The following is a 24,424-nucleotide window of genomic DNA, read 5'->3' as shown; positions in this document are numbered from 1 at the left end:
AGACATGCTTGCATCGACGCTAATGACAGGGGCGAGGGCGAGCATCACCCTTTTCGGGTGATTCTTCGGGGCAGCGTCGTGAAAGGTACTCATCACAGCAGGGGGAATCCGTGGGTACTGTCGGAGATGGCGTTGACGATAACTGCCGGAAGTCGATGTGATGAACCTTCCGCCCGCTCTTGCAGCGGCCGGAATACAGAAAGGTTTGAAACACATGGGAATTGCTGACGACGCAAAGAACACGGCCGAGGATCTCAAGGGCCGCGCCAAGGAAGCCGTTGGAGCTGCCACTGGCGACGAGGATCTGAAGGCCGAGGGCCAGCTTGATCAGGGGATAGCCGCGGTCAAGGAAAAGCTGACCGAGGCCGCGGACAAGCTCAAGGAAGGTGTGGACGCGGTCAAGGACAAGTTGACCGGGAACTCCTAGCCGTCGTCAGCTCATCTCCCTGTGGTCATCGCAGGGAGATGAGCTGATCGACATGATCCTGAGGTAACTCACCGTCGACCACGGCGGAGACGAAGGTTCCGTTCAGGACGATCTGCCCGCCGTGGTTGTCGAGGAACGCCGTGTCGGCGGCATCGCGCCCGGTGGTGATGCGCACCATCGTTTGTCGCGGCGCCAGGCAGGTGGCGTCCACCACGCGCCAGCGATTGTCGACGACGGCCTCGGCCACGGCGTGAAAATCCATCGGGTCACAGCCAGGCGCGTACACCGCGACGAGCCGCGCGGGCACCTTGACGGCGCGAAGCAACGCCACCACCAGGTGCGCGTAGTCGCGGCAGACGCCGGCGGCCGCCAGCAGGGTATCGACGGCGCCGTCGATGGGATCGCTGGATCCCGGTGAATACGTCAACCGCGAGCCGACCCAGGATGAGACTTTCTCCAGCAGAACCGCAGGTTCGGTGTATTCACCGAATTCGGTTGCCGCGAAGCCGTAGAACTTGTCGGCTTCGGCGTAGCGGCTCGGGCGTAAGTACGTCGACAAATCCGCGGCCTCGACCGGAACTTCGTCCGCCTGTCCGAGAATGGTTGCCTCATAAGTGACTTGGAGGTTGCCCTCCCCGACGTAGAGCCGATGGATACGGTTGCCGTGCTCACCAGCGACCTCCTGGGCCTCGATCGGTTGTCCATTCAGCTCCAGCGACATGGTTTCCGTCACCTGGGCGCCGGGAAGCGGCGACACAGCGATCTGGAACTCCAAGGTTGACGGCGCCAAGATGTCTACGTCGAGTTGGGCTCGAACATCACGTTTCATACAGTTCCTCCGACGAGTCAATACCACCACGTGCGTTGCCGTAGCGCGGGATCAGTCTGACATCGGAACCATGTACGCGCTTGTTGTCGCCATCATGGGCGCGCCGGTGGGCATGGTCACCTGGCGGCAATCATGACCGGCTCTGCACGCAGCGAAACCCGATGTGGGTGGTCGCGCTGTCCTGCGACTGAGGCGAGCGCGCCGCCGGCCGATAGCGATGGCAGTACTCGGGCGCGCAGAGATGCGAGCCGCCCTTGAGGGCCTGTATCACCGAGGGGTCAGGATTTTCGGAAGGACTGCAGCACGAGGTGGGCGCCTCGGCCCCCGGTTCGAAGCGCGTGGACGTCCATTCCCAGACATTGCCGATCATGTCCAGAAGGCCAAAGTCATTGGGCGGGAAGGTGCCGACGGGGGAAGTACCGTGCCAGCCCAGTGCCCCATCGCTACGGTACGGGAATCTGCCCTGCCAGGTATTGGCCATCAGTTGTCCCCCAGGTGACACTTCGTCGCCCCAGGCATAAATCGTCGCGCTGCCACCGCGCGCGGCGTACTCCCACTCGGCCTCGGTGGGCAGCCGCCTGCCCGCCCAGCGGGCGTAGGCCGCCGCATCGGTGTAGGCGACCTGCACAACGGGATGATCTGGGGCGCCGTCGATATCGCTGTCCGGCCCGAATGGCCGCCGCCAGCAGGCGCCGGGAACCCAGTCCCACCACTGTTGCCAGTCGTGCAGGTTCACGGGTCCGCCGGTGGCCCGGAATACCATCGCGCCGGGGACCAAATCGTCGGGCGAGGCGCCCGGGTACTGCGCCGGGTCGGGCGCTTTCTCGGCCACTGTGACGTAACCGGTCTCGGCGACGAAATCGGCGAACTGGGCATTGGTGACCGGGTGGCGCTCGATGGCGAAAGCATCGACCGACGCGGTGCGCTCCGGCCGTTCCTCGGGGTAAAAGGTGTTGCAGCCCATGAAAAATGGCCCACCCGGCAATTCCACCAGCTCAGTCAGCGGCTTATTGACTCGATCCACCGGCGAGTCCTCCTTCTCCAGACGTCGCAGATGGCCGACCCTACCCACTGGGGCCTATGTCACTTCCCGCGCCCGGCGTTATCGCCTGTGCCGGAAGATCACCCGAAAAGGATGATGGCGCAGAACCGGTTGCTTCCTATTGTCGCAAGGGTGAAGGTCGGAGATGTCCGGCCGTGCTGGGCCTTGCTTAGAGATCGGGCCTCAACCAGCTGGTGGTCCGGACGCGCAACCGTTGATTGCCCGGCGTATCGAGAACGAAAGCTGGTTATGCAATCACCACCGCCAGATATCCATGACGCGCACTGGCAGATGTACGGCCGATGTCGGCACGCCTCCGTGGACCCGGAGCTGTTCTTCCCATGCGATCGCGAGCTCAGATCCGTGCGCCGTATGCGCGAACAACAGGCCAAAAGCATCTGCCGTCGATGCCCCGTTGCTGCGGTCTGTCTCACCTACGCGCTGCAGACACGCCAGCCCTACGGGATTTGGGGTGGAGCCACGGAAATCGAACGCCGGCGTGAACAGCGCCCCAAGCCCGCACCCGTGATGACCCCCGAACGCGCGCAGCTCGCGGCGGGATACCAAGCCGGCGCCAGTATCCGCGACCTGGCTACGGCCTCCGGCGCCCCGTACTCGGCGGTCAGGAGAATCCTTCTTGCCGCCGGGGTCACTCTGCGCCCCTGTTGCGGGGCCGGTCCCCAAGTCGCCCCGCCTCATGGTTCGGACGCTTGACGGTTTGCTGACGTAGTCGGGCGGAAACCCCTGGATCGCGGCCTCAGCTGACGCCCAGAAAATCCCTGTAGCCTGCCTAACGATCTGTAAACCTAACTGACATCTCGAGGTGTTCCATGACCGTCCGTCAACTACTTGCCGCGTCTGCCGTGGCCTCAGCCTGCGCGCTTAGCTTCCCGGCGGCGGCACACGCGGATGACAAGACGGTGACCTACGAAGTCACGTCGGCCAGCGCGACCACGGCGAACGTGCAGTACTGGGACGGCACCGAGATGCAGCCCGCCGACGGCGTCACCCTGCCCTGGAAGGTCGACGCGCCCGTCGGTGATCTGTCTCGTGGCGCCAAGACGCCCAACCATGCGGAGATCAAGGCCGATTGGCGGTCCACCGCGACCCCAGACGCGGCGGTGACAGTGCGTATCTACCTGAACGACAAGGTGGTGTGTCAGAGCACCACCGGCACCGGAGAGGCCGACTGTAACTACGCGACCTTCTCCTCGTACCTGGATACGGCCCCGCCTAAGGCGTGAGCCGATCGATGTGTGCGAGAAAGTGCGTGAGCACCGCCTCGGGCGCCTCGATCTGTGGCCAATGGCCGATGTTGTCGTCGAGCAGCACCACGTCGGGGTCGTGAATGACCTCGAGGTAGCGCTCGGCCATGTGCAACCCGGAGTTCGGGTCGATCGGTCCGTCGATCATCCGCATCGGCACGGCGGTTTCGCGCATGGCCCGCACCCATCGACTCCGGTTGTCATAGCGATCGTTGATGAATCGGCCCACCTGATGGGTGACCCGCGCGCCGTCGTTGTACTCCAACACCTGCTGAAACAAGGAGAGCAGTCGCGGTGACGGTTTGGTGTCCGGGCCGAACATCTCGCTGACGGCGGCATCCAGGATCCGGCGCGACAGCGGGGTGCCCTGGAACCGGCTCACCAAGTCGCCCAACGGTGTTCGAGACATCAAGGTCTGGGCGATACGGGGCCGGTAGGCCTCGATGAAGAGCCCTCCGTTGAGCCAGGTGACCGAGTCGATGGGCACTCGGCCGCGCGACTGCTCGTCGAACTCGAAGCGCGCCAACAACTCCTGGCCGACCGAGTTCCCCAGATCATGGGTGAGCAGGTGCATCCGCTCGATGCCCAGATAGGACAGCAGCGCCTCGTGCATATCGGCGTGATCGAGAACTGAATATCCGTACTGAACGGGTTTGTCGGAGAAGCCCATCCCGATCATGTCCGGCGCGATGACCGTGAACCGCTGCACCAGCGTGGGCCAGATCAGTGCCCAATCCCACGAGTTGAAGGGATACCCGTGCACGAGTAACAGGGGAGGCCCACTGCCCTCAACGCGGTAGAAGATGTCGAAACCCAGGTAATCGAAGTAATGCCCGGCGGCTTTCCATTCTTCAAGCTCGGCGTCCATGGCCGAACTATACCGATCGGTCCGTGGCGCAACCGTGTCCCAACCTTGAAGGATTCGAGAACAACATCAGCCAGGATGGTCTCGTGTTCCGTCTTGTGACGCTGCTGTGTGCGGCGATACTCGCCCTCGCCACCTCAACATCTGCGGCCGCGGAACCTTTCGTGCCCTGGTTCGCCCAGTCCGTCGGCAACGCGACCCAGGTGGTCGCGGTGAACGGCGCCGGCGGCTCGAAAGCCAAGATCGATGTATTCCAGCGCAGCGGCAACGAATGGAAGGCCGTATCCACTGGGATTCCCGCGCACGTGGGCTCGGCCGGATTCATCGACAAGGCACGCGAGGGGGCCTCGGCCACCCCCAACGGCGTCTACTCACTGGACTGGGCCTTTGGCACCGCACCGCCGCCCCCGAGCGGGCTGCGTTACCTCCAGATCGGGCCCAACGACTGGTGGGACGGTGATAGCAACAGCCCCACGTACAACACGCATCAGCAGTGCGCCAAGGCCGAGTGCCCGTTCAACACCGCGCAGAGCGAGAACCTGCCGATCCCGCAGTACAAACACGCCATCGTCATGGGGGTGAACAAGGACCGGGTTCCCGGCGGGGGTTCGGCCTTCTTCGTGCACAGCACCGACGGCGGACCGACCGCGGGCTGTGTCTCCCTCGACGACGGGATGCTCGTGCAGTTGATCGGCTGGCTGCGGCCCGGTGCGGTCATTGCCATTAAGGGTTAGTTACTAACAGGCGGTTTTCAGGTTTGACCCGCACCATGGATGAGTGCGCCCGATCCGCCTGCTGCCGCTGAGCGTTGTGCTGCTGGCCGGTGCGTGCGGCACCACCCCCGAGGCGCATCCGGTCGCTGTCGTTCCGGCGGCCGCGGCGCAGCTCACACCGCCGCCGTGGTTTGCCGAATCTGTCGGTACCGCAACACAAGTGGTATCGGTCCAGGGGACCGGTGGCGCCAAGGCCGTCATCGGCATCTGGCAGCGCTCGGGCAATACCTGGGAACCGATCGAACAGAACGTGCCCTCCGATGTCGGTGCGACCGGATTCGCGTCCACCGCCAGCGACGACAATCCAGCGACCCCCACCGGCGTCTTCAGCTTGGACTACGCCTTTGGCACCGAACCGTCGGTGGCGCACGGCCTGAACTATCTGCAGGTGGATGCCGACGACTGGTGGGACGGCGATCCCGCGAGTCCGGGGTACAACTCTCACCAACGGTGCGCGCAATCCGCTTGTCCGTTCGACACCTCGCTGAGTGAAGAGCTGGACGGATACCCCCGCGCGATCGTCATGGGCGTCAACAAATCACGCACACCCGGCGGAGGGTCGGCATTCTTCGTGCACGCCTCCGACGGTGGGCCCTCGGCCGGATGCGTGACACTCGACGATGCCGCGCTGGTACGACTCATCGGCTGGCTGCGGCCCGGAGCTGTCATCGCCATCACGGGGTAGCCGCATCCGCCCGAGCCCCTGCGTACCGGCAGCTCCTCGGTAGGCTCGTCGCGTGCTGCTGTCCGATCGTGATATTCGCGCCGAGCTCGACGCCGGGCGTCTTGGCATCGAGCCCCTTGATCCAGCCCTCATCCAGCCGTCGAGCATCGATGTTCGGCTCGACAGCCTGTTCCGGGTGTTCAACAACACCCGTTACACGCATATCGACCCCAAACAACGCCAAGACGAGCTGACCAGCCTCGTAGAGCCGGACGAGGGTGAGCCGTTTGTGCTGCATCCCGGCGAGTTCGTGCTCGGGTCCACGCTGGAGGTCTGCTCGCTACCCGACGACCTCGCCGGACGGTTGGAAGGAAAGTCCTCGTTGGGGCGCCTGGGCCTGTTGACCCATTCCACCGCCGGATTCATCGATCCCGGCTTTTCCGGGCACATCACCCTGGAGCTTTCGAACGTCGCCAACCTGCCCATCACATTGTGGCCGGGCATGAAGATCGGGCAGCTGTGTCTGCTGCGCCTGACATCGCCGGCCGAGCACCCCTACGGAAGTGCCGGGGTAGGGTCGAAGTACCAGGGGCAGCGCGGTCCGACCCCGTCGCGCTCCTACCAGAACTTCATCAACCCCTAGCTGGGGTAACGGGGAAACGCGCCGCACCGATACACAATCGGCAACAACTCGAACTTTTTCACGGCCTTGGCGCGTTTGTTCGGGTGACCGTCTCGATATGTAGCGGAGGATCTGACGTGGACGTCGTACTTGGTGTCTCGATGACACCGACGACTGCCCGGCTGGTGTTGGTCGAGGGCGCGGGTGCCGACGGCAGGATCGTCGACACGGACACCATCATCGTCTCCGACGGCGAAGGCACCGCCTCCGAACAGGTTCTTTCCGCGATCGTCGGCACCCGCGACGGCATGCTCGACGGCGGCCACCACCTGGTGTCCACCGGCGTGGTGTGGAGCGATCACGCCGAAGCCGCCGCGCTACGCGATTCCCTGGCCAGCCGCGGGATCGACGGTGTCGGATTCTTCTCCGCCCTGCACGCCGGAGGCGCGCTGGCCAAGGCTGCCAGCAATGTCACCGGATACGACAAGTCGGCGCTGCTGGTGATCGAGCCGGAGAACGCGACGCTGGCGGTGGTCGACTCCGCCGACGGATCGATCGTCGGGCTGGCCAGTGAGCCGCTCATCACCGGAGTCACCCCCGGGGTACTGGCGAGCCTGGTGAACCCACTCAAGGGCCACGACAACGCGCCCGACGGGGTGTTCCTGCTGGGCTTGGGCACCGATGTCTCCGACCTCACCGACCCTCTCGGCGAGGCGATCGCCCTGCCGGTGAACTCCCCGGACCAGCCCGAGCTGGCATTGGCCCGCGGTGCCGCGCTGGCGTCGGCGCAGGAACCGGATTTCGAGGCCAGCACCGCGCTGCTGGGACAGGCCTACTCGCTCGAGGGACCCACAGGGACCGGCTTCGCGCACCCTGACGCCGTCACCGAAAGTGCCGACGAATTCGGGGACGCCAAGACCGAACTGAGCGAATACGACGACCTTGATGACCAGCCCGCCGAACGCAAGCCGTTCCTGCTGGTGGGGGCGCCGCTGCTGCTGGTCTTCGGCATCTGCTCGATAGCGCTGGCCGTCTCGCTGACCGTGACGGTGCGTTCCACGGTGGACCAGGGCCCGTCCTCACCGGACCGCACGGTGGTGCAGAACCCCATCCAGAACCCGCTGCCGCCCGAGGCGCCCAAACAAGGCCCGCCGCCGGTGGCCGAGGCACCGGCGCCTGTCGCACCCGCGCCGGTGCAGCAAGTGGTGGCACCGCAGCGCAACCCCGTGCCGGCGGCAGCCAAGCCCGCCGCCCCTGCACCCGTACCTGTACAGCCCGCACCCCAGGCTCCGGCGCCCGCGCCGGAGGCGCCCCCTCCACCTGCCGCACCAGCACCCGAGGAACCCGCGCCGGTAGCACCCCCACCGGCCATCGTGCCGGTGCCGATTCCGTTGTTCCCGCCCGTATGGGAACAACCGAGGCGCCAGGAGAATCCGTGGTGGGCACCCCCACGTAACCGGCCGACCTATGCGCCGCCGGAGTACACCCCGACGTGGACACCGCCCGCTCAGACGCAGCAGCCGCCCATCATCTCGATTCCGGGCTTGCCTCCTATTGGCGGTGGAAACTCCGACGGCGGGTCCCGGGGTGGCTCACGTGGTGGTTCCGACAGCGGATCCGGTCGCGGTGGTTGGGGCGACGGCGGCTCGCGCGGCGGCTCCGATAATGGGTCCTCACGTGGCGGCTGGGGCGATCAAGGCGGGTCTCGCGGTGGATGGGGCGACAGTGGCAGTTCTCGTGGCGGGTGGGGCGACAGCGGCGGTTCCCACGGAGGTGGATCGGGCGGCGGATCCGGCGGTGGCTCCAACTCGGGTTTTCCCTGGCAGTTTGGCGGCCATTAATCCGTAATTCACAGTGCTTTTCGCCGTACATCCGGCGTTAGGACACCGATGGTGCGGCGTATCCAGGTTGCTAACCCTGGAGGCCTATATAGGCAGTATGAGATGCACCGTTTTCGGAACCGGATACCTCGGCGCCACCCATGCGGCTTGCATGGCCGAGCTTGGCCACGAGGTGCTCGGCATTGACATCGACCCAGGTAAGGTCGCCAAACTCTCTGGCGGCGACATTCCGTTCTACGAACCCGGCCTTCGAAAGATCTTGCAGAGCAACATCGCATCGGGTCGGCTGCGTTTCACCACGAGCTATGCCGAGGCCGCGGAATTCGCCGATGTGCATTTTCTGGGCGTCGGTACGCCGCAGAAGAAGGGTGAATACGGCGCGGACCTGAGCCACGTCCACTCGGTGATCGACACCCTGGTGCCGCTGCTGACCCAGTCGGCGGTCATCATCGGCAAGTCGACCGTTCCGGTGGGCACCGCACGCGAACTTGGTCAGCGGGCAGCTGGATTCGCGGCTGAAGGCGTCGATGTCGAGGTGGCCTGGAACCCCGAGTTCCTGCGCGAAGGCTATGCGGTCAAGGACACCCTGCACCCGGACCGCATCGTGCTGGGTGTGCAGCAGAGTTCGGACCGCGCCGAGAAGCTGGTCCGCGAACTGTACGGGCCGATCCTCGACGAGGAGGTTCCCTTCCTGGTCACCGATTTGGAAACGGCCGAACTGGTGAAGGTTTCGGCCAACGCCTTCCTGGCGACCAAGATCTCGTTCATCAACGCCATCTCCGAGGTGTGCGAGGCGGTCGGGGCCGACGTGACCACCCTGGCCGACGCGCTGGGGTACGACCCGCGTATCGGGCGGCGATTCCTCAACGCGGGCTTGGGTTTCGGTGGCGGATGCCTACCCAAGGACATCCGGGCCTTCATGGCTCGCGCGGGCGAGCTGGGGGCCAGCCACGCCCTGACCTTCCTGCGTGAGGTCGACAGCATCAACATGCGCCGACGCACCCGGATGGTGGAGCTCGCCACCAAGGCCTGCGGCGGATCGCTGCTCGGTGCCAACATCGCGGTGCTGGGTGCGGCCTTCAAACCCGAATCCGATGACGTCCGCGACTCGCCCGCGCTGAATGTCGCGGGGCTGCTGCAGCTCAACGGTGCCGCGGTCAATGTGTATGACCCCAAGGCCCTGGAGAACTCGCGCCGGCTGTTCCCGACGCTGAACTACGCCACCTCGGTGGTGGAGGCCGCCGACCGTGCCGACGCCGTGCTGCTGCTCACCGAATGGCAGGAGTTCGTCGACTTCGACCCGGACGAGCTGGCCAAGGTTGTGCGCACCAAAGTCATTGTGGACGGTCGCAATTGCCTGGACGCCGCCAAATGGGTCAACGCCGGATGGCGGGTGTTCTGCCTGGGCAAGCGCGTGGAAGAGCTAACCCACGCCTGACCGGCGCCGACACGCCGTGTTGCGGCGATTCCGTCTCGCATATGTTCGCCACAAACGGGGGTGTCGAGGACGAGTGCGCCTACTGGCGGTAGCTCACCAGGAAGTTACCGAGCCGCTCGATAGCGACCGCAAGATCGCGGGCCCACGGCAGCGTGACGATCCGAAGATGATCGGGCTCAGGCCAATTGAAGCCCGTGCCCTGCGTGAGCAGGATCTTCTCGTTGAGAAGCAGATCCAGAACCAGCTGGTCGTCATCGTGGATCTCGTGCACCTCGGGGTCCAGCCGCGGGAAGGCGTACAGCGCGCCCTTCGGCTTCACGCAGGAGACGCCGGGAATCTCATTGAGCTTGGTCCACGCCACATCGCGCTGCTCCAGGAGCCGACCGCCCGGCAGCACGAGGTCGTCGATGCTTTGATGCCCACCGAGGGCAACCTGAATCGCATGCTGCGCAGGAACATTCGGGCACAGACGCATATTGGCCAGCAGATTGACGCCCTCCAGCAGGCTGGCAGCGTGATCCTTGGGGCCGGTGATGGCCAGCCATGCCGATCGGTAGCCCGCCACCCGGTAGGCCTTGGACAGGCCATTGAAGGTGAAACACAACAGGTCCGGGGCCAGTGATGCGACGCTGATGTGCTCGGCATCGTCGTAGAGGATCTTGTCGTAGATCTCGTCGGCCAGCAGCAGCAGCTGATGCTTGCGTGCCAGTTCCACCATCTTGGTGAGGATTTCGCGCGTATATACCGCGCCGGTGGGGTTGTTCGGATTGATGATGACCAGGGCCTTGGTGCGCTCGGTGATCTTGGATTCCAGATCCTCGATATCCGGCATCCAGCCGTTGGTCTCGTCGCACAGGTAATGCACCGCAGTGCCACCGGCCAGCGATGTCGCGGCGGTCCACAGCGGATAGTCGGGCGCAGGGATGAGCACCTGATCGCCGTTGTCGAGCAGCGCCTGGGTGGTCATGGTGATGAGCTCGGATACCCCGTTGCCCAGGTAGACGTCGTCCACGTCCAGGTACGGGAATCCATCGACCAGTTCGTAGCGAGTCACCACCGCGCGCCGCGCGGGCAGGATGCCCTTGGAGTCGGAGTACCCCTGCGCATAGGGCAGCGCCTGGATGATGTCGCGCATGATGACGTCGGGCGCCTCGAAACCGAACGGTGCCGGGTTGCCGATATTGAGCTTGAGGATGCGGTGCCCCTCGGCCTCCAGCCGGGCGGCGTGAGCGTGTACCGGACCCCTGATTTCGTACAGGACGTCTTGCAGCTTGGTGGACTGAGCAAAGACCCGTTGATGCTGCCGCGGGGAAAGGACGGGCACGCGCGGGGGCACGTCAGTCGGCAAGTTATCGGTACTCACGGTCTCAATGGTGGCATTGCTGTCCAGCCAATATCTAATTTCGGCGGCCTGGACGGCGTGCTCCCGGGGCCATACCCAGGCCCTTCACCGGTGGTTCCGGAGCCGTGCGGGCCTCGGCGGTCTCTTCCACAGCCTCTTCCGCGGGCTCGGCTTCGGCCGGTGCGACGGGTTCCGGCGTGGCCGCGGGCTGCTCAGGTTCTGCTGCTGCGGGAGCGGCCGCAGCAGGGGCCGCCTTCTTGGCGCCGGGACGCCGTGCACCGGCGGCAATGCCGAGACCCTTGACAGGAGGCTCCGGAGCCGCGGGAGCTGCCGGTACCGCTGCTGCGGACGGTGCCTCAGCCTCAGCCTCAGCCTCGGGCGCAGACGCTGCCGGCGCGGCCGCGGGGGCAGCCTTCTTGGCGCCGGGGCGCTTGGCCCCGCTCGCCATGCCCAAACCCTTGACGGGCGGCACGGGGGTGGCAGGTGCCGCCGGTGCTGCTGCCTCCGGTTCGGAGGCCACTGGAGCAGCCTCGGCAGCAGGGGCGGGGGTCGCCTTTTTGGCGCCCGGACGTTTGGCGCCGGTTGCCATACCGAGTCCCTTGACCGGTGGTGCGGCTGCCGCGGGTGCAGCGGACGCTTCGGAGCTGGCTTCGGCGGCCGGGGCGGCGGCCTTCTTGGCTCCGGGGCGCTTGGCGCCACCCGCCATGCCCAATCCCTTTACGGGTGCAGCCGGTGCTTCGGTGGCGGCTTCGGCGGCCGGGGCGGCGGCTTTCTTGGCTCCGGGGCGCTTGGCCCCGCCCGCCATGCCCAGACCCGTGATGGGCTTGGCATCGGCCGCAGGCGCTGCCGCTGTGGCCTCCGCTGCCGGTGCTTCCTCTTCGGCGACAACGGGTTCGGGTTCAGCGGCCTTGGTGGCAGCCCTCTCGGCTGCCGCTGCTGCAGCAGTTCCCTTGGCGGGCAATGCCTTCCGGATCTCCTCGGTGCGGCCCACGGATTCGAGCAGTAGCTGCGCGACGTCCACGACCTCCACGGCGGCAGAGTCGTCGCGGGCGGTCACACCGTCGGTCAGCATCACGCGGCAGAACGGGCAGCCCGTCGCGATCTTGGATGCAGGTGTGGCAAGGGCCTCGTCGACGCGGTCGATATTGATGCGCTTACCCAGCTGCTCTTCCATCCACATGCGGGCGCCACCGGCGCCACAGCACATGGAACGCTCTCCGTGCCTTGGCATTTCGGTGAGTGCGGCACCCGAGGCGCCGATCAGCTCACGCGGCGCGGTGTACACCTTGTTGTGACGGCCCAGGTAGCACGGGTCGTGGTAGGTGACGTCTTGTGAAACCGGTGCGACGGGAACCAGCTTCTTATCGCGCACCAGGCGGTTCAGCAGCTGCGTATGGTGCACCACCTGGTAGTCGCCACCGACCTGTGGGTATTCGTTGCCGAGTGCGTTGAAGCAGTGCGCGCAGGTCACCACGATCTTGCGCTGCTTGTGCTCCACGCCCTCGAACACCGAATTGAGCAGCTCGATGTTCTGCATGGCCAGCTGCTGGAACAGGAATTCGTTACCGGCGCGGCGGGCGGAGTCACCCGTACAGGTCTCGTCGGCGCCCAGCACCAGGAACTTGGTTCCGGCGAGCGCGAGCAGCTCGGCGACGGCCTTGGTGGTCTTCTTCGCGCGGTCCTCGTAGGCACCCGCGCAACCCACCCAGAACAGGTATTCGAAGTCGGCGAAGCTGTCCACGTCCTGGCCGAACACCGGGACGTCGAAGTCGACCTCTTCGATCCAGTTGAGACGATCCTTGGAGTTCTGGCCCCAGGGGTTGCCCTTGTTCTCCAGGTTCTTGAACAGGCCCGCGAGCTCTCCGGGGAACTCCGATTCGATGAGCACCTGGTAGCGGCGCATGTCGATGATGTGGTCGACGTGCTCGATGTCGACGGGGCACTGTTCGACGCAGGCACCACAGGTGGTGCAGCTCCACAGCACCTCGTGGTCGATGACGGCACCCTCGCCGCCGACCAGCTGACGCTCGCCCTCGGCGACCTCGGCCTCACTCAGCTTGGACTTGTCCTCACCGGCCAGCAGGTAGGGCGCCTTGGCGTAGGTGTGGTCGCGCAGCGAGGTGATCAGCAGCTTGGGGGACAGCGGCTTGCCGGTGTTCCAGGCGGGGCACTGGCTCTGGCAGCGACCGCACTCGGTGCACGTCGTGATGTCCAGCAGGTCTTTCCAGCTGAAGTCCTCGACCTTGCCGGCGCCGAAGGCGTCGACGTCCGGATCGGCGCTCTCCATTTCCAGGACCTTGCCGCCGGACATCATCGGCTTGGCCGCGCCCAGCGCGACGCTGCCGTCTGCGTTGCGCTTGAAGTAGATGTTGAAGAAGGCTGCGAACCGGTGCCAGGCCACACCCCAGACGAGCTTGCGCCCGACCAGAAGCAGGAACATGCCGCCGGACACCATCTTGATGAAGGCGAAGATGGAGACCATCAACGGGCTCTCGGGCAGCAACTGCGCGACGTTCATGGTGAAGAAGTCCGATGACACGTGTCCGCCGCCGAAGGTGGCGATCTTGCCGGACTTCACCAGCACCATGCCCAGGCCTTCGACCAGCACGATCGATTCGATGGTGTACGCCGCGATGAAGCTGGAGCCGCCGAAGCGGGACAGCCGTTCGGGCTTGCGGGGGTGGTTGAGCTGCCGAATGACGATCAGTGTCACGATGCCGATGACCGTGCCGATACCGAGAATCTCGTCCCACAGGTGCCAGAGGAACGTGTCACCGATGATCGGCCAGTGAAACTCGGGATTGAAGGTCTGGCCGTAGGACTCGAAGTACAGCGGGAAGCCGCCCAGGAAGCCGACCATCACCAGCCAGTGCGCCCAGCCCACGGTGCGGAATTTGTTCATCCGGGTGTGTGCGACAACCTCGACGATGAGCGTCTTGATGCGCGGGACGATCGGGCGCCAGCGGGTGCCGTCCGGCTGTCCGGAGAGGATGACGCGGATCATCTTCACCACGCCGCCGAAGAATGAGCCCCAGGCAACCAGGCTGAAGGTAACGCCGATGATTCCGAGAATGATCGTCGCGGTACTCACGGTGGTGCTGACCTCCCGGTCCCGAGAAGTTACTCGTCAGTAACAAGTGTAATGTTACTCGCGGGTAACTTGTGTCAGATGCGAGGTCATCGTCGCATTGACAGGGTCGAAAGTCCTAGTCAGGCTTACCTAACCCGCCGTACAGGGTGAACTTTGTCGCATTTATGGGGTCAGGATCGACCGCAACATCGAGAACATGTCGGAGCGTGATTCGGCCCCGAGGCGCCGGCGAATACGGGCGACGTGATGCTCGACGGTCTTCGCCGAAATGAACAGCTGCGCACCGATATCGCGATAGGGAAGGCCGCGTAGCAGCAGCTCGGCGACCTCGCGCTCGCGATCCGATAGACGCGTGGATGTTGGCGAGTGGGCGGCCGAGGACGGCGCCGCGGCCGGGTCGGGACCGTCAGTATTGGCCGACGGCGTCCGCAGATCGCGGGCCAGCGCGAGCATCGCGGCGGCCACCTTCGGGTCGTTCGCGTGCAGCGCGGCCTGGCTGGCCAAGCGGGTTGCATCCCAGCCGAGGCCGGTATCGCCCAGCATCCGCGCGGCGCCATCGACCTCGGCGCCGTCCACCTGGTTGGCGAGCACCCGCAGCCACGTGCGCCCGGCCGTCGCCAGGGTGCGCGCATACGGGCTGACTCCCGCGGCCGCGGCGAGCGCCTGCCCGTGCGGGGCGAGATTCTCCGGAGAGTTGTTCAGGATCGCGGCATGCACGCCTGCCCATCGCAAGGGGGCAGACCAGGCGATGGGATCGCCGAGCTGCGCCAGAACCGCGAATGCGCGGTCGACATGATGAGTGACGGCATCAAGGGTGCGCAGCCGTGCCGCCGCCACCCAGAGCTCGCCAACCGGGAGCAATGTGTAGAGGTCGATCGAATACGCCGACAACACATCCATAGCGGCCTGCCAATGCTGGCGTAGCGGACCGGTGTCGCCGTGGCGCCGGGCGATGCCGGTCCGTAGCGATTCGGCGAACAGGCGATCGCGCCGGGAGAGCTCGGTGTCGGCCTCAGGCAGCCATTGCGCGGCGCCGGTCAGATCACCGGACAGCATGGCAATCCAGGCGGCGAGCAGACGATGCCGCGCCGCGAACACGTCGTGGGGCAGGTCGGTACGGATCGCACCGGCGAGAACGCCGCGGGCCCGCGCCGTCTCGCCGCTGTGCAGCATGGTCAACGCAGCCAGGGCGACGGTGCTGTCCGGGGTGAAGGAAGACGTCGACGGCTGCTGCGTGACGGCCTGACCGAGCAGGGACAGCGCCTCGTGGCCACGACCCTCAACCGACGCGATGACCCCCTGGGCGGCATTGCGCGTCGCGGTGGCCGATGTCGTAGGGGGCGCTCCCACGTTGTCTTCCAAGACTTTCCGTGCACTCGTCAACTGTCCGATACCCACGAAAACCGGCGCCGCGGACAGGGCCGTCAGGCCGTCCAGGCCGGTACCCAGCCAGTCGTACAACGCGACCGCCTGACCGGAGTCCCCGTTGTGGCACGCGATGGCCGCCGCGATACGTACGGCAGCCGCGCGATGTCCTGGATCGGTGGCGTTAAGCACCTCATCGGCCTGGGTGGCCGCCGCGGTCAGATCACCCGCGCGCGCCAGCGACTCGGCCAGCGGCACCCTGATCGGGCCCGGCTCGGCGCCCGCGGTCAGCGCGGCGCGGTACAGATCCGCCGCGGTGACGGGGTCGGATTCGGTTGCGGCCCACTCGGCGAGCAGTCCGGCGATCTGCGTATCACGCAATCCGTGGGCTACCAGGGCCAGAGCCAGGTCGGTGGACACCGAACCGATGTCGAGCTGCGTGCGCAACAGCGATCGTTCGAGATCGAGGTGCCGCGCCGCTCCCAGCAGTCGTGTGGCGCAGCCGTGCACTCTGGCCGCGAAGGCGATCTGACCAGGGGAGGGCACCAGCCCGCTTCCCAGAGCCTCGTCGACCAGATCCTCGGCGTCGGAAAGTGCAAGCGCCGCAGCGATATCTGAGGCCCCGATGCCGGGGTCCAGGGACATCAGCAGCACGGCGGCCTGGGCCGACGGCGAGAGGCGGCGCAGTTGTTCGTCGATGCGGGAATCGATCGCACGCAGTGCGGATTCGAGTGAATCCGCGCCGTCCAGGCGATCGACGGCCGCCGCCACCAGAGCCAGCACTCCGCCGGTGGCGGTCGCGATCTCATCGGCGAAGGCTGCTGAGCGAGCCGAAAGCCTGGCGATATCACCCTTGTCGACGGGACCGAGCGCGATGGTGGGTGATTCGCGCTCCAAGGCCTGAAACAGTGCACGTAGCGCAGGCTGGCGCCGGGGTGTCGCGGCCACCACCACGATGGCCGTCGGATCGTTCTCCACGACGGCACGCAGGGTATCGAGCTGTGGGCCGCTGAGCGAGTCGGCGTCGTCGATGACGAATGGGCCCAAGCCTTTTCCGGTCGTTGTCTCCGGGACATGGTTGACCGGCGCAGAGCCCGTGGTGCTCAGGACATCTCGAACCCGCGCCAGAATCGACGTCTTTCCGCTACCGGCGGTGCCGCTGATGAGCACCTTCGCCGCGCCGCCCGCGGACAGCGCCTGCGTGATAGTCGTTACCGCCGAGGCGATTCCATCGAATGTCCCGGAGGTTCCGCTTTCCCGAGGGGCGCTCAGTTGCGCGGACCGATCGGGATCGGCGGCAACCCCGGGATCGTGATCATGGGGCGCGACGTGGACGTGGAGGGCGGCTGCGTGGTTGTTGTCGGCGGCTGAGTGGTCGTCGTGGTTGGTGGTGTCGTTGTGGTGGTCGGCGGGGTGGTAGTTGTCGTGGTCGTCGTTGTGGTGGTGGTTGTTGTCGTGGTTGTCGGAGGTGTGGTTGTCGTCGTCGGTGGAGGCGGCGGAGGAGGCTCCGGCGAGGGCGGCGGCGGTTGCACCGACTGCGTCACGGTGTGGGTCTGCGGTGGTGGCGGAGGTTCGGGCGACGGGGGCGGCTCGGCCGGGGCATCGCCTGTGCTCGGCACCACGCTCACGCTCGGTGTGGTTGGGGCGGGGGCCGGCGACTCATTGCTGGTCAGTGACACCATCATTCCGGTGAAGGCGATGCCGGCCACCGCCGCCGCAGCGATGAACCACACCAGCGGCCGGCGGTACCACGGCAGCGGCGGGTAGTAGTCGTAATCGTCGTCGGCCGCATACGGTTCGTGGCTGAACTGAAGCTCGGGACGGGCGGTGGTGGGTTCGGCCGGACCCTGGTACTCGTCGTCGAGGTCGACGGTGTATCCGGTGCTGTATCCGCTCTGGTAGCCGGTCTCTTGCAGCGGAGCCAGGTCGGGGGCCGAATCATCTTGGGACCAAGCCAATTCCGGTGCATCGTTGGCGGCCGCAGCCACCGGAGCGGCAAAGGTTCCGGTGCCGGTGGGCGCCGGGCGCATCATGGTGGCATCGCCCGGCGGTTGCTCGACCGGCCGCATCGCGGTGGCATCTTGCGGCGGCAGATCGGGCCGGGTGGCCAGTAAGGCCACGCCCTGGGCGGCCGCGAACTGTGGCTGGGGTCCGGTGATGACCGGTACTCGCATCCGCTCGGAAAGTTGTTGGGTGACAAGAGGAATGTTGGCACCACCACCCACCGAGGCGACCGCGTTGATGTTCGCCGGATGAATACCGTTGCGTTCCACGGTGTCCTGAATGGCGTTGATCAAGCTGGAGAGCGGGCCGCGCAGATGGTCTTCGAGTTCGGCGCGGGTGAGCCGAACGTCGGTGGTGATGCCGGGAAGCGCCACCGGCACCGAGGTCGCGGTCTCGCCGGAGAGCCGCTCCTTGGCCAACCGGCACTGATCGCGCAGTCTGGTCAGCGCGCCGACCGACGTGGTGCCCTCGGGATCCTGGTTCAGGTCGGTGAGGACCTGCGTCAGGAGCATCTGGTCAATCTGCTGGCCGGAGAACTCGACGAACCGGACGGTCTGCCCGATCTGCTGGAATCCCCGTGCCGCATCGGCCAGGGTGATGCTGGTACCCGAGCCGCCGAGATCGCACACCACCACGACACCGCGGTCGGGCACTCCCGGTCCCGTGGCCAGCGACTCCAGGGCGGCGCGTGCATCGGGGATCAACTTCAGCTGCCGACCGCCCGGAGCGAGGGCGGGAACGCGGTCGATCGCGTCCCGGAGCGTGGCGACGGTCTGCGGGCTCCAATGCGCGGGAATTGAGGCGGACAGTGCAGGAGGCGCGGTGAATTCGGCAGCGGAGGCCGCGTCGGCGATCAGCACGCGCATGGCCTCGGTGAGTGCCCATTCGGCCCGGTGAACCGATCCGTCCGCCGCCACGATGCCGACGGGGTCGCCGACTCTGCCGACGAATCCGGTGAGCGTCAAACCTGGATGGCTCGGTACTCCAACCTCGGGCGGACCGTCCTCATGCAGGGTGAGGATCGAACTGCGCACCACGGGTTGGCTCTGCGAGTCGTCGGCTGTCGCGACCAGTTGAGTGGCGCCGATCGACAGTCCCAGTGCGTTGGCCATACCTATCCGTTCGTTTTGCGGCGCTGTGGCGTTTCACCCCGCAGCCCAACAGTAGGGGATGACGGTCGTCACACCCCCTAATGACGACATATCCCCTAACGCGCGTCCCCCAATGGGCACTGGTGGGAAACGGGTCGCGCCCCGTAGCCGAGGTTCCCGGTGGCTCCTACCATCGCAGACATGGGCAATAACCTGTTGGATTTCGTCATGGCACTGGTCCGTGACCAGGATATGGCTGCGCAATACGCGGCCAATCCCGAACAAGTCATTGCCGATGCGCACCTGGACGGAGTCCAGCCCGCAGATGTCTCCGCGCTGATCCCGGTGGTCAGCGAGTCGATACCGGCCGCCCTGGGAACACAGGCCTCGCAGTTCGCCGCGAACCCGGCGGCCACCGATCTGACGCATGCGGTGCAGACCGCAATTCCTGCCGACAACATCTGGGCAAGTGGTGCGGCGACCAGTGCCTTCGAGGCGTTCGATTCGCCGTTCACCGCGCCCACGCATGATCCGAGCCTGGATGCGGGTCTGCACGCGGCGACCAATGCGGTATCGGACCTGAGCGTTCGTCAGGACGCGATCACCGTCCCCGACCAGTTCGGTCCATCGGCCGACAGTGCGGTGGCCGCGATCGACCAGTTCCAGGCTCCGTTGCACGCATCCCCGTCCGGGTTGGACGCAGCCGGGTTCGAGCCCCAGCATTTCGGTTCCGAACTGGGAGCCGGCGGTTCCGGCGATGCGGGTCTGCAGGATCCGTTCTTCGATCATGGAGACCTTGGCCATCAGGCCGGAATCGATCACGATCCCGGAATCGACCAGTTCTAGCTCTCAGCGCTGCGGGCGCGCACACGGTCGAGTGATAGCCGGGTGTCATCTGCCACGAGGGCCAGGAGCAGGAACCCCCAGCAGAATGTGGCCGCGAAGGCTCCACCGTTTTGCATGGGTTCCCAGTGCACCGGCAGGTGCTCGAAGAAGTACGCGTACGCCATCATTCCCGCCGCGAGAACCGCGGACACTCGTGTCCACAATCCCACTGTCAGCAGGACGCCGAGGGCGAGCTCGAACACGCCCGCCCACCAGTACGGCCAGTTGAGGAATGGCTCGGGATGTCCGGAACCGGTAGGTGATCCGCTCCACCAGCCGAAGATCTTCTGGGTCCCCTCCAACAGGAAGATGACGCCGAACACCAGGCGGGCGCCGGTGGGAATGGCCCAACGCGCGATCTGACCGGCGCGCTGAATGTTCATGAACTCTCCTCGTCGATCCGGCCGGGTCTCAGAACGTGCAATACGCCCTGAACAGCGCCACCAACACCGCGCCCGCAAGGGCCGTGGGAAGTAACGCGAAGCCGAGCATCAGTCGGCAGCGTCCTATCGATGCACGGCAGGTGGGTCCCTGGGCTCGCAGCCATATGAGTCGCACCGCCACCGATTCGCTGGACATGTTCAGTGCGCCACGCACGGCCATGCCCGACTTGCTCATGGCCAGCAGCGCGGCGTGCACGGTCCGCGGCCCGTGGGCCCGCGCTGCCGCATCGTCGGCTGCCAGCTCCACCATCAGCCGCACCATTCCCGGCGCACGGCGCATCAACGGCAGTATCGGCAGTGCCGCTGCCGCGATATCGGCACACAACACGGCCACGTGGTGCCTGCCGCGAATGTGTGCCAATTCATGCTCGATCACTGCCGCGCACTGCTTTTCGCCGAGGCTGCGGATGCCGTGAGTGGCGACCACCGCCCCGCGAGCACCCCCGAGGCTGTAGGCGATCGGCCGCGGGTCATCGATCCAATGGACTTGTCCGGAGTGGCACGTCGCCGCCCGCAGCATCCAGAAGTGGCGGGCGCGGTGCCGGCGCGCAGCGCGCAGGCCCCGAACGGCCACAAACGCGACCCGGGCCAGGATGGTCAGCGGCAGTAGCGAGATCCCAAGCTGAACAAGGGTTCCGAAGGATGAGTGCGGGATGGTTCCGCTCAGACATCCGCCCACCAGCGTCGTGACACCGCGGGTATCCAGTATGTGAGGAAAGAGCAGCAGCATCGCGGACAACGCCGTGAGTACGAGGAAGGCCATCAGCGCTCCGAGCCACGCGGCCAGCGCTGCGGCCGGCAGCAGGGTGGGACGCACGGTCGGCCGCAGACATGCCGGTCCGGCGACACCAATGAGGGCCGCACTCGCCATCAACACCAGGGCGACGGTCATGTCAGGCCGCCCCGGCGGAGAATTCTGCGCAGCACCGTGGATTCCTCGGGGGAGGCAGATCCCGCGAAGTGCAAAAGCACCCCTTCGGCATCGCCGCTGGCGGCCAGGACTTCCCGGACCATCTGTGCGGCCACGGCTTCCCGCGTTTGCGCCGCCCGGTAGCGAAACGCCCGCCCGACCTTTTCGCGGGTGACGTGCCCTTTGTTGTGCAGGTTGTCGAGGACCGTCATGACTGTCGTGTACGCCAAGGGGCGCTCCAGTCGATCCAGGACATCACGGACAGTCACCGGTTCGGCCGCGGACCACAGCACCTCCATGATCGTCGACTCCCGCTCACCGAGGCCGAACATGTCACGCACGCGCTGTCTCCTTCTGGCTAGGTGCGGTCATCGGTGTCCTCTCTCGTTCTGTCACTTTGGTCTCGGGCGCCGCGCGCCGTAGCGGTGCGGGGATACAGCAGACGCATCAGAACTACTGCGAATGCGGCGCAGGCGATCCCGAGCGCGACGGCCGCGTTCGGGAGGTGCGAGGTCAGGTCCTGCAGCCTCGCTTGCATGTCGAATTGAGTATCGCTGCCGGTGATCCCACCGAGTGCAGCCGTCCCGTCGGTGGCCACAAAGAATATGCCGATCACGATGAACATCCCACCGGAGATGAGGTTTGTGGAATGGGTTCGCAGCCGTCCGATCCGGATCTCGGTTCCCCGCACCCAGCGTCGGTCAGCCAGCCTCAACCGTCCCCAGGCGAATGCCAGTACGAACAAGGGCGCTGCCATGCCCAGTGAGTACAGCGCCATGAGTAAAGCGCCATAGACCGGGCTGGAGCCGATGGCGGCCACCGTCAACACACTCCCGAGTATCGGCCCGGAGCAGAATCCCGCGAGCGCGTACACGGTGCCGAGCATCAGGACCGACAGGCCCGAGGACAGGTCGAGGCGAGCCGCCACCCGCGCCGCCGGGCCGATACGGAAGCCGAACCCGGCGATGATCGCCACACCGAGCGCGATCATCAACACGCCTCCCACCGTTGTCACCTGGGAACGGTATTCGGTGAGTAGCGCTCCGACGGCGCCCACGCCCGCACCTAACGGCACCAGCACGATGAGCATGCCCAGGTAGAAGAGCCCGGTCCTGCGCAGCAGCAGCCCGGCTCGGTCAAAGGAGTATGCGAAGAACGACGGCAGGAGCATCGCCGAGCACGGGCTGACCAACGCCAGCACACCACCGAGCAGGGCGCCGAGGATCCCGACATCGATCACCGCTGAGCCTGCTCGATGACCGATACGAAGACATCCAAGGGCTGCGCGCCCACCACAGGCTGGTCGTTGATCACGAAGACGGGCGTCGAAGACGCACCGATCGCCACAGCTTCCTGAATATCTTGCTGTACGGCAGGCAGTAGCCGATCGCCCGCGACCGCCGCCTGGAATCGCGGCAGATCCGGGACCCCAGCTTCGCGAGCTCGTTCGAGGAGGACCTCGTCAGTCAGCTCGGCGTGGCCGCGATCCGGTGCATGCCGATACACGGTCCGGTTGAACTCCCAGAACCTGCCTTGTTCCGCTGCTGCTCTACCGGCCTTGGCGGCCTGCACCGATTGCGCCCCGAAGATCGGGAGATCACGCCATTCGATGCGCAGCTTCCCGGTGTTGACGTACCGCTCGACGAGTTGCGGTTCGGTATCCCGGCTGAATTTTGCGCAGAAAGGGCAGCGGTAATCGGAGTAGACGACCAGCACTACCGGCGCATCGATTGGGCCGAGTGCCATCGGATCATTCGTGTGCAGCCGGGCCAGGCTGTTGTGGTGGGCGGTGGCCGCCGGTGAGCCGGCCGATGCGGTGCTCTTGCCGCTGTGATCGAAGAACAGGTACGTGGCCAGCACGACGATGACGACGCCCAGGGCCCCGGCGATCCAGATATCACGCTGACGGTTCTCGCTTCGCCGCACGGTTTCCCTCTTTCGATCTACTAACCGACTTAGTATTTAACTACTAGGAAAGATAGTAGATAAATACTAAGGCCGATAGTATTTAGCACGTCTGTGCTGTTCAGGGCGTTGTGGCCGTTCAGTCGTCGGCGACGGGAACCGGGCGATGGTGTAGCGATGAGCGACCGGAGTACCCGACCCCTAGTAGCCCCCTAATCCCCTAATGGGGACGGCAGCGGACCCCCATGGGGGATTGGCGGAGAAGGGGAAGTTCTCCCGTTTCCAGGGCACTTGCAGGTTCGTAGGTTTGTATTCAGTTCGACCGGACAGACCCGGTTGACTCCGATCCCCCAAGGAGACCTCAAATGTCCATCATCGACTTCATCCTCAACCTCTTCCGCGACCCCGTGCAGGCCGCAAGCTACGTCGCCGACCCGCAGACCTCGCTGGCCAACGCCGGGCTGTCGGCCGTCACCGCCGCACAGGTGGGTGCGGTCATGCCGGTCGTCGCCGAATCGGTGGCCTCCAACTACGGCTACCAGTCGCAGTGGGTCAACACCGGCAACCCGATGAACGACCTGTCGGGCAACCTGCAGAACTACTACGCCGCACAGCCCGATGCCCCGAGCATCCTGTCGCCGTCTCTGCTGAGCCCCCGGGACAACTTCAGCCCCCGCAACAACGACTTCATGAGCCACAACGACACCGAGTTCGCGAGCCACAACCCGATCGCGAGCGGTAACCAGGTCATGAGCCCGAGTGGCAACGTCGACAGCTTCAACCGTGGCCCGCTGCTGGACCTGAGCTTCGGCGACCTGCAGTTCGGTAACCGCGACACCAACGCCATCGGCGACGGTGCGGTGGCCGTGGGCGGAAGCAACTCCGGACCCATCGCCTCCGGCAAGGGATCTACCGCGGTCAACGGCGATGTGCGCGATAGCAACATCATCAACGCCGACCACGGCAGCAAGGTCGGTGTCGACCAGAGCCAGACTCGGGTCGGCGGCGATTACACCAACGTCAGCGGGCACGGCTCGGCCGGTATCGACAAGAGCGTGACCGTCGTGGACGACCACTCGCAGCGCAACACCACCAACATCAACGATTCGTTCAACACCGATCGCTCGACGAACATCGGCTCGGGTAACACCACCCACACCGACATCGCCTCGCACAACCAGGTGAAGACACAGACCGATATCGGCTCGCACAACCAGACGAGCACCAGCACCAACACCGATATCGCGTCGCACAACAAGGTGAACACCGACATCGCGTCCAACAACCAGGCGCACACCGGCACCTCGCTGAGCAACTCGCACACCAACGCGATCAACGACTCGCTGAACACCTCGCACTCCGCATCCAGCAGCACCGCGGTGAGCAACTCGCACAGCAGCGCCATCAACGATTCGCTGAGCAGCCCGCTCAACGCTTCGCACAGCTCCTCGATGAACGAGTCGTTCAACTCTTCGTTGGGCTCGCATGGCGCGGCCGGTACCGGATTCGAGGCCCAGGCACAGGCCCAGGGTCACGCGTCGGCCGCCGACCACACCACCCTTCCGGGAACCGAGCACCACTAGTCCCCGGGCGCGATGCCCCGCACCAGTAATGGTGCGGGG

22 protein-coding genes are annotated in these 24,424 nt (G+C 65.7%); 10 read left to right on the top strand and 12 right to left on the bottom strand.

The features are described 5' to 3' along the window. Positions 1–214: 214 nt before the first annotated feature. Positions 215–427, top strand: a complete 213-nt coding sequence (locus tag AOT87_RS24340; RefSeq protein WP_030097203.1) for a CsbD family protein — start codon at positions 215–217, stop codon at positions 425–427. 25 nt (positions 428–452) lie between these two features. Here AOT87_RS24340 and AOT87_RS24335 read toward each other — a convergent pair whose 3' ends face one another. After that, a complete protein-coding gene (locus AOT87_RS24335; RefSeq protein WP_057968924.1) occupies positions 453–1,256 on the bottom strand; it encodes a transglutaminase family protein in 804 nt (267 codons plus the stop codon). A 130-nt stretch (positions 1,257–1,386) separates the two neighbouring features. Next, positions 1,387–2,280, bottom strand: a complete 894-nt coding sequence (locus AOT87_RS24330; RefSeq protein WP_256364534.1) for a formylglycine-generating enzyme family protein — start codon at positions 2,278–2,280, stop codon at positions 1,387–1,389. A 30-nt stretch (positions 2,281–2,310) separates the two neighbouring features. Between AOT87_RS24330 and AOT87_RS29635 the strand changes: the two genes are divergently transcribed. After that, positions 2,311–3,012 carry a WhiB family transcriptional regulator gene (locus AOT87_RS29635; protein WP_324612908.1) on the top strand — a complete coding sequence of 234 codons (702 nt, stop codon included), beginning with the start codon at positions 2,311–2,313 and terminating at the stop codon, positions 3,010–3,012. A 116-nt stretch (positions 3,013–3,128) separates the two neighbouring features. Continuing rightward, complete coding sequence (locus tag AOT87_RS24325; protein WP_057968925.1) at positions 3,129–3,542, top strand: MmpS family transport accessory protein; 414 nt, start codon at positions 3,129–3,131, stop codon at positions 3,540–3,542. Here AOT87_RS24325 and AOT87_RS24320 read toward each other — a convergent pair. Then, entirely contained in the window at positions 3,532–4,431 is a 900-nt protein-coding gene (locus tag AOT87_RS24320) for an alpha/beta hydrolase (RefSeq protein ID WP_057968926.1), read from the bottom strand. The genes AOT87_RS24325 and AOT87_RS24320 overlap by 11 nt on opposite strands. 23 nt (positions 4,432–4,454) lie before the next feature. Here AOT87_RS24320 and AOT87_RS24315 point away from each other — a divergent pair, with 23 nt between their 5' ends. From AOT87_RS24315 to AOT87_RS24295, 5 genes are all read left to right on the top strand, one after another. Beyond that, on the top strand, positions 4,455–5,162 hold the full coding sequence (locus AOT87_RS24315; RefSeq protein WP_081343239.1) for a L,D-transpeptidase family protein: 708 nt from the start codon (positions 4,455–4,457) through the stop codon (positions 5,160–5,162). A 43-nt stretch (positions 5,163–5,205) separates the two neighbouring features. Continuing rightward, complete coding sequence (locus AOT87_RS24310; RefSeq protein ID WP_057968927.1) at positions 5,206–5,886, top strand: L,D-transpeptidase family protein; 681 nt, start codon at positions 5,206–5,208, stop codon at positions 5,884–5,886. A 52-nt stretch (positions 5,887–5,938) separates the two neighbouring features. Further along, positions 5,939–6,508 (top strand): dCTP deaminase, encoded by a 570-nt coding sequence (dcd, locus tag AOT87_RS24305; RefSeq protein ID WP_030097194.1) that lies wholly within the window; start codon positions 5,939–5,941, stop codon positions 6,506–6,508. 116 nt (positions 6,509–6,624) lie between these two features. Beyond that, the gene (locus AOT87_RS24300; protein WP_057968928.1) at positions 6,625–8,328 is read left to right on the top strand and encodes a hypothetical protein; all 1,704 of its coding nucleotides are present in this window, start codon (positions 6,625–6,627) and stop codon (positions 8,326–8,328) included. A 97-nt stretch (positions 8,329–8,425) separates the two neighbouring features. Continuing rightward, positions 8,426–9,766: a UDP-glucose/GDP-mannose dehydrogenase family protein gene (locus AOT87_RS24295; RefSeq protein ID WP_057968929.1), complete on the top strand. Its 1,341-nt coding sequence runs from the start codon at positions 8,426–8,428 to the stop codon at positions 9,764–9,766. Positions 9,767–9,845: 79 nt separating this feature from the next. Here the strand turns inward: AOT87_RS24295 and AOT87_RS24290 are convergent, their stop codons facing one another. The 4 genes from AOT87_RS24290 to AOT87_RS24275 all read right to left on the bottom strand — a co-directional run bounded on the left by AOT87_RS24290 (position 9,846) and on the right by AOT87_RS24275 (position 18,680). Continuing rightward, a complete protein-coding gene (locus AOT87_RS24290; RefSeq protein ID WP_057968930.1) occupies positions 9,846–11,156 on the bottom strand; it encodes a pyridoxal phosphate-dependent aminotransferase in 1,311 nt (436 codons plus the stop codon). Positions 11,157–11,163: 7 nt separating this feature from the next. Next, positions 11,164–14,199: a (Fe-S)-binding protein gene (locus AOT87_RS24285; RefSeq protein WP_057969840.1), complete on the bottom strand. Its 3,036-nt coding sequence runs from the start codon at positions 14,197–14,199 to the stop codon at positions 11,164–11,166. 162 nt (positions 14,200–14,361) lie between these two features. After that, entirely contained in the window at positions 14,362–16,758 is a 2,397-nt protein-coding gene (iniR, locus tag AOT87_RS24280) for an isoniazid response ATPase/transcriptional regulator IniR (RefSeq protein ID WP_057968932.1), read from the bottom strand. A 74-nt stretch (positions 16,759–16,832) separates the two neighbouring features. Further along, the gene (locus AOT87_RS24275) at positions 16,833–18,680 is read right to left on the bottom strand and encodes an Hsp70 family protein (protein ID WP_057968933.1); all 1,848 of its coding nucleotides are present in this window, start codon (positions 18,678–18,680) and stop codon (positions 16,833–16,835) included. Between the two features lie 180 nt (positions 18,681–18,860). Between AOT87_RS24275 and AOT87_RS24270 the strand changes: the two genes are divergently transcribed. Further along, positions 18,861–19,505: an IniB N-terminal domain-containing protein gene (locus tag AOT87_RS24270; protein ID WP_057966221.1), complete on the top strand. Its 645-nt coding sequence runs from the start codon at positions 18,861–18,863 to the stop codon at positions 19,503–19,505. On the opposite strand, the gene AOT87_RS24265 is transcribed toward AOT87_RS24270, so the two are convergent. From AOT87_RS24265 to AOT87_RS24245, 5 genes are read right to left on the bottom strand one after another with little or no spacing between them, the layout of a single operon-like run. Beyond that, positions 19,502–19,927: a DoxX family protein gene (locus AOT87_RS24265; protein WP_057966222.1), complete on the bottom strand. Its 426-nt coding sequence runs from the start codon at positions 19,925–19,927 to the stop codon at positions 19,502–19,504. The two genes, AOT87_RS24270 and AOT87_RS24265, sit on opposite strands and share 4 nt — an antisense overlap. A gap of 28 nt (positions 19,928–19,955) precedes the next feature. Next, positions 19,956–20,879, bottom strand: coding sequence for a M56 family metallopeptidase (locus AOT87_RS24260; protein ID WP_057968934.1), 924 nt, complete (start codon positions 20,877–20,879; stop codon positions 19,956–19,958). Next, positions 20,876–21,238: a BlaI/MecI/CopY family transcriptional regulator gene (locus tag AOT87_RS24255; protein WP_078284891.1), complete on the bottom strand. Its 363-nt coding sequence runs from the start codon at positions 21,236–21,238 to the stop codon at positions 20,876–20,878. The genes AOT87_RS24260 and AOT87_RS24255 overlap by 4 nt, the downstream gene beginning before the upstream one ends. Before the next feature lie 17 nt (positions 21,239–21,255). Then, positions 21,256–22,137 carry a cytochrome c biogenesis CcdA family protein gene (locus AOT87_RS24250; RefSeq protein ID WP_057968935.1) on the bottom strand — a complete coding sequence of 294 codons (882 nt, stop codon included), beginning with the start codon at positions 22,135–22,137 and terminating at the stop codon, positions 21,256–21,258. Beyond that, on the bottom strand, positions 22,134–22,823 hold the full coding sequence (locus AOT87_RS24245) for a thioredoxin domain-containing protein (RefSeq protein WP_057966225.1): 690 nt from the start codon (positions 22,821–22,823) through the stop codon (positions 22,134–22,136). Before AOT87_RS24245 ends, AOT87_RS24250 begins: the two co-directional genes overlap by 4 nt. Before the next feature lie 344 nt (positions 22,824–23,167). On the opposite strand from AOT87_RS24245, the gene AOT87_RS24240 reads away from it, so the two are divergent. Beyond that, on the top strand, positions 23,168–24,385 hold the full coding sequence (locus AOT87_RS24240) for an IniB N-terminal domain-containing protein (RefSeq protein ID WP_057968936.1): 1,218 nt from the start codon (positions 23,168–23,170) through the stop codon (positions 24,383–24,385). Positions 24,386–24,424: the final 39 nt, after the last annotated feature.

It is taken from the genome of Mycobacteroides sp. H003, assembly GCF_001440135.1.
Classification (GTDB): domain Bacteria; phylum Actinomycetota; class Actinomycetes; order Mycobacteriales; family Mycobacteriaceae; genus Mycobacterium; species Mycobacterium gwanakae.
The sequence above is the reverse complement of the archived record's forward strand: the minus strand, read 5'-3'. Positions and strand labels throughout refer to the sequence as shown.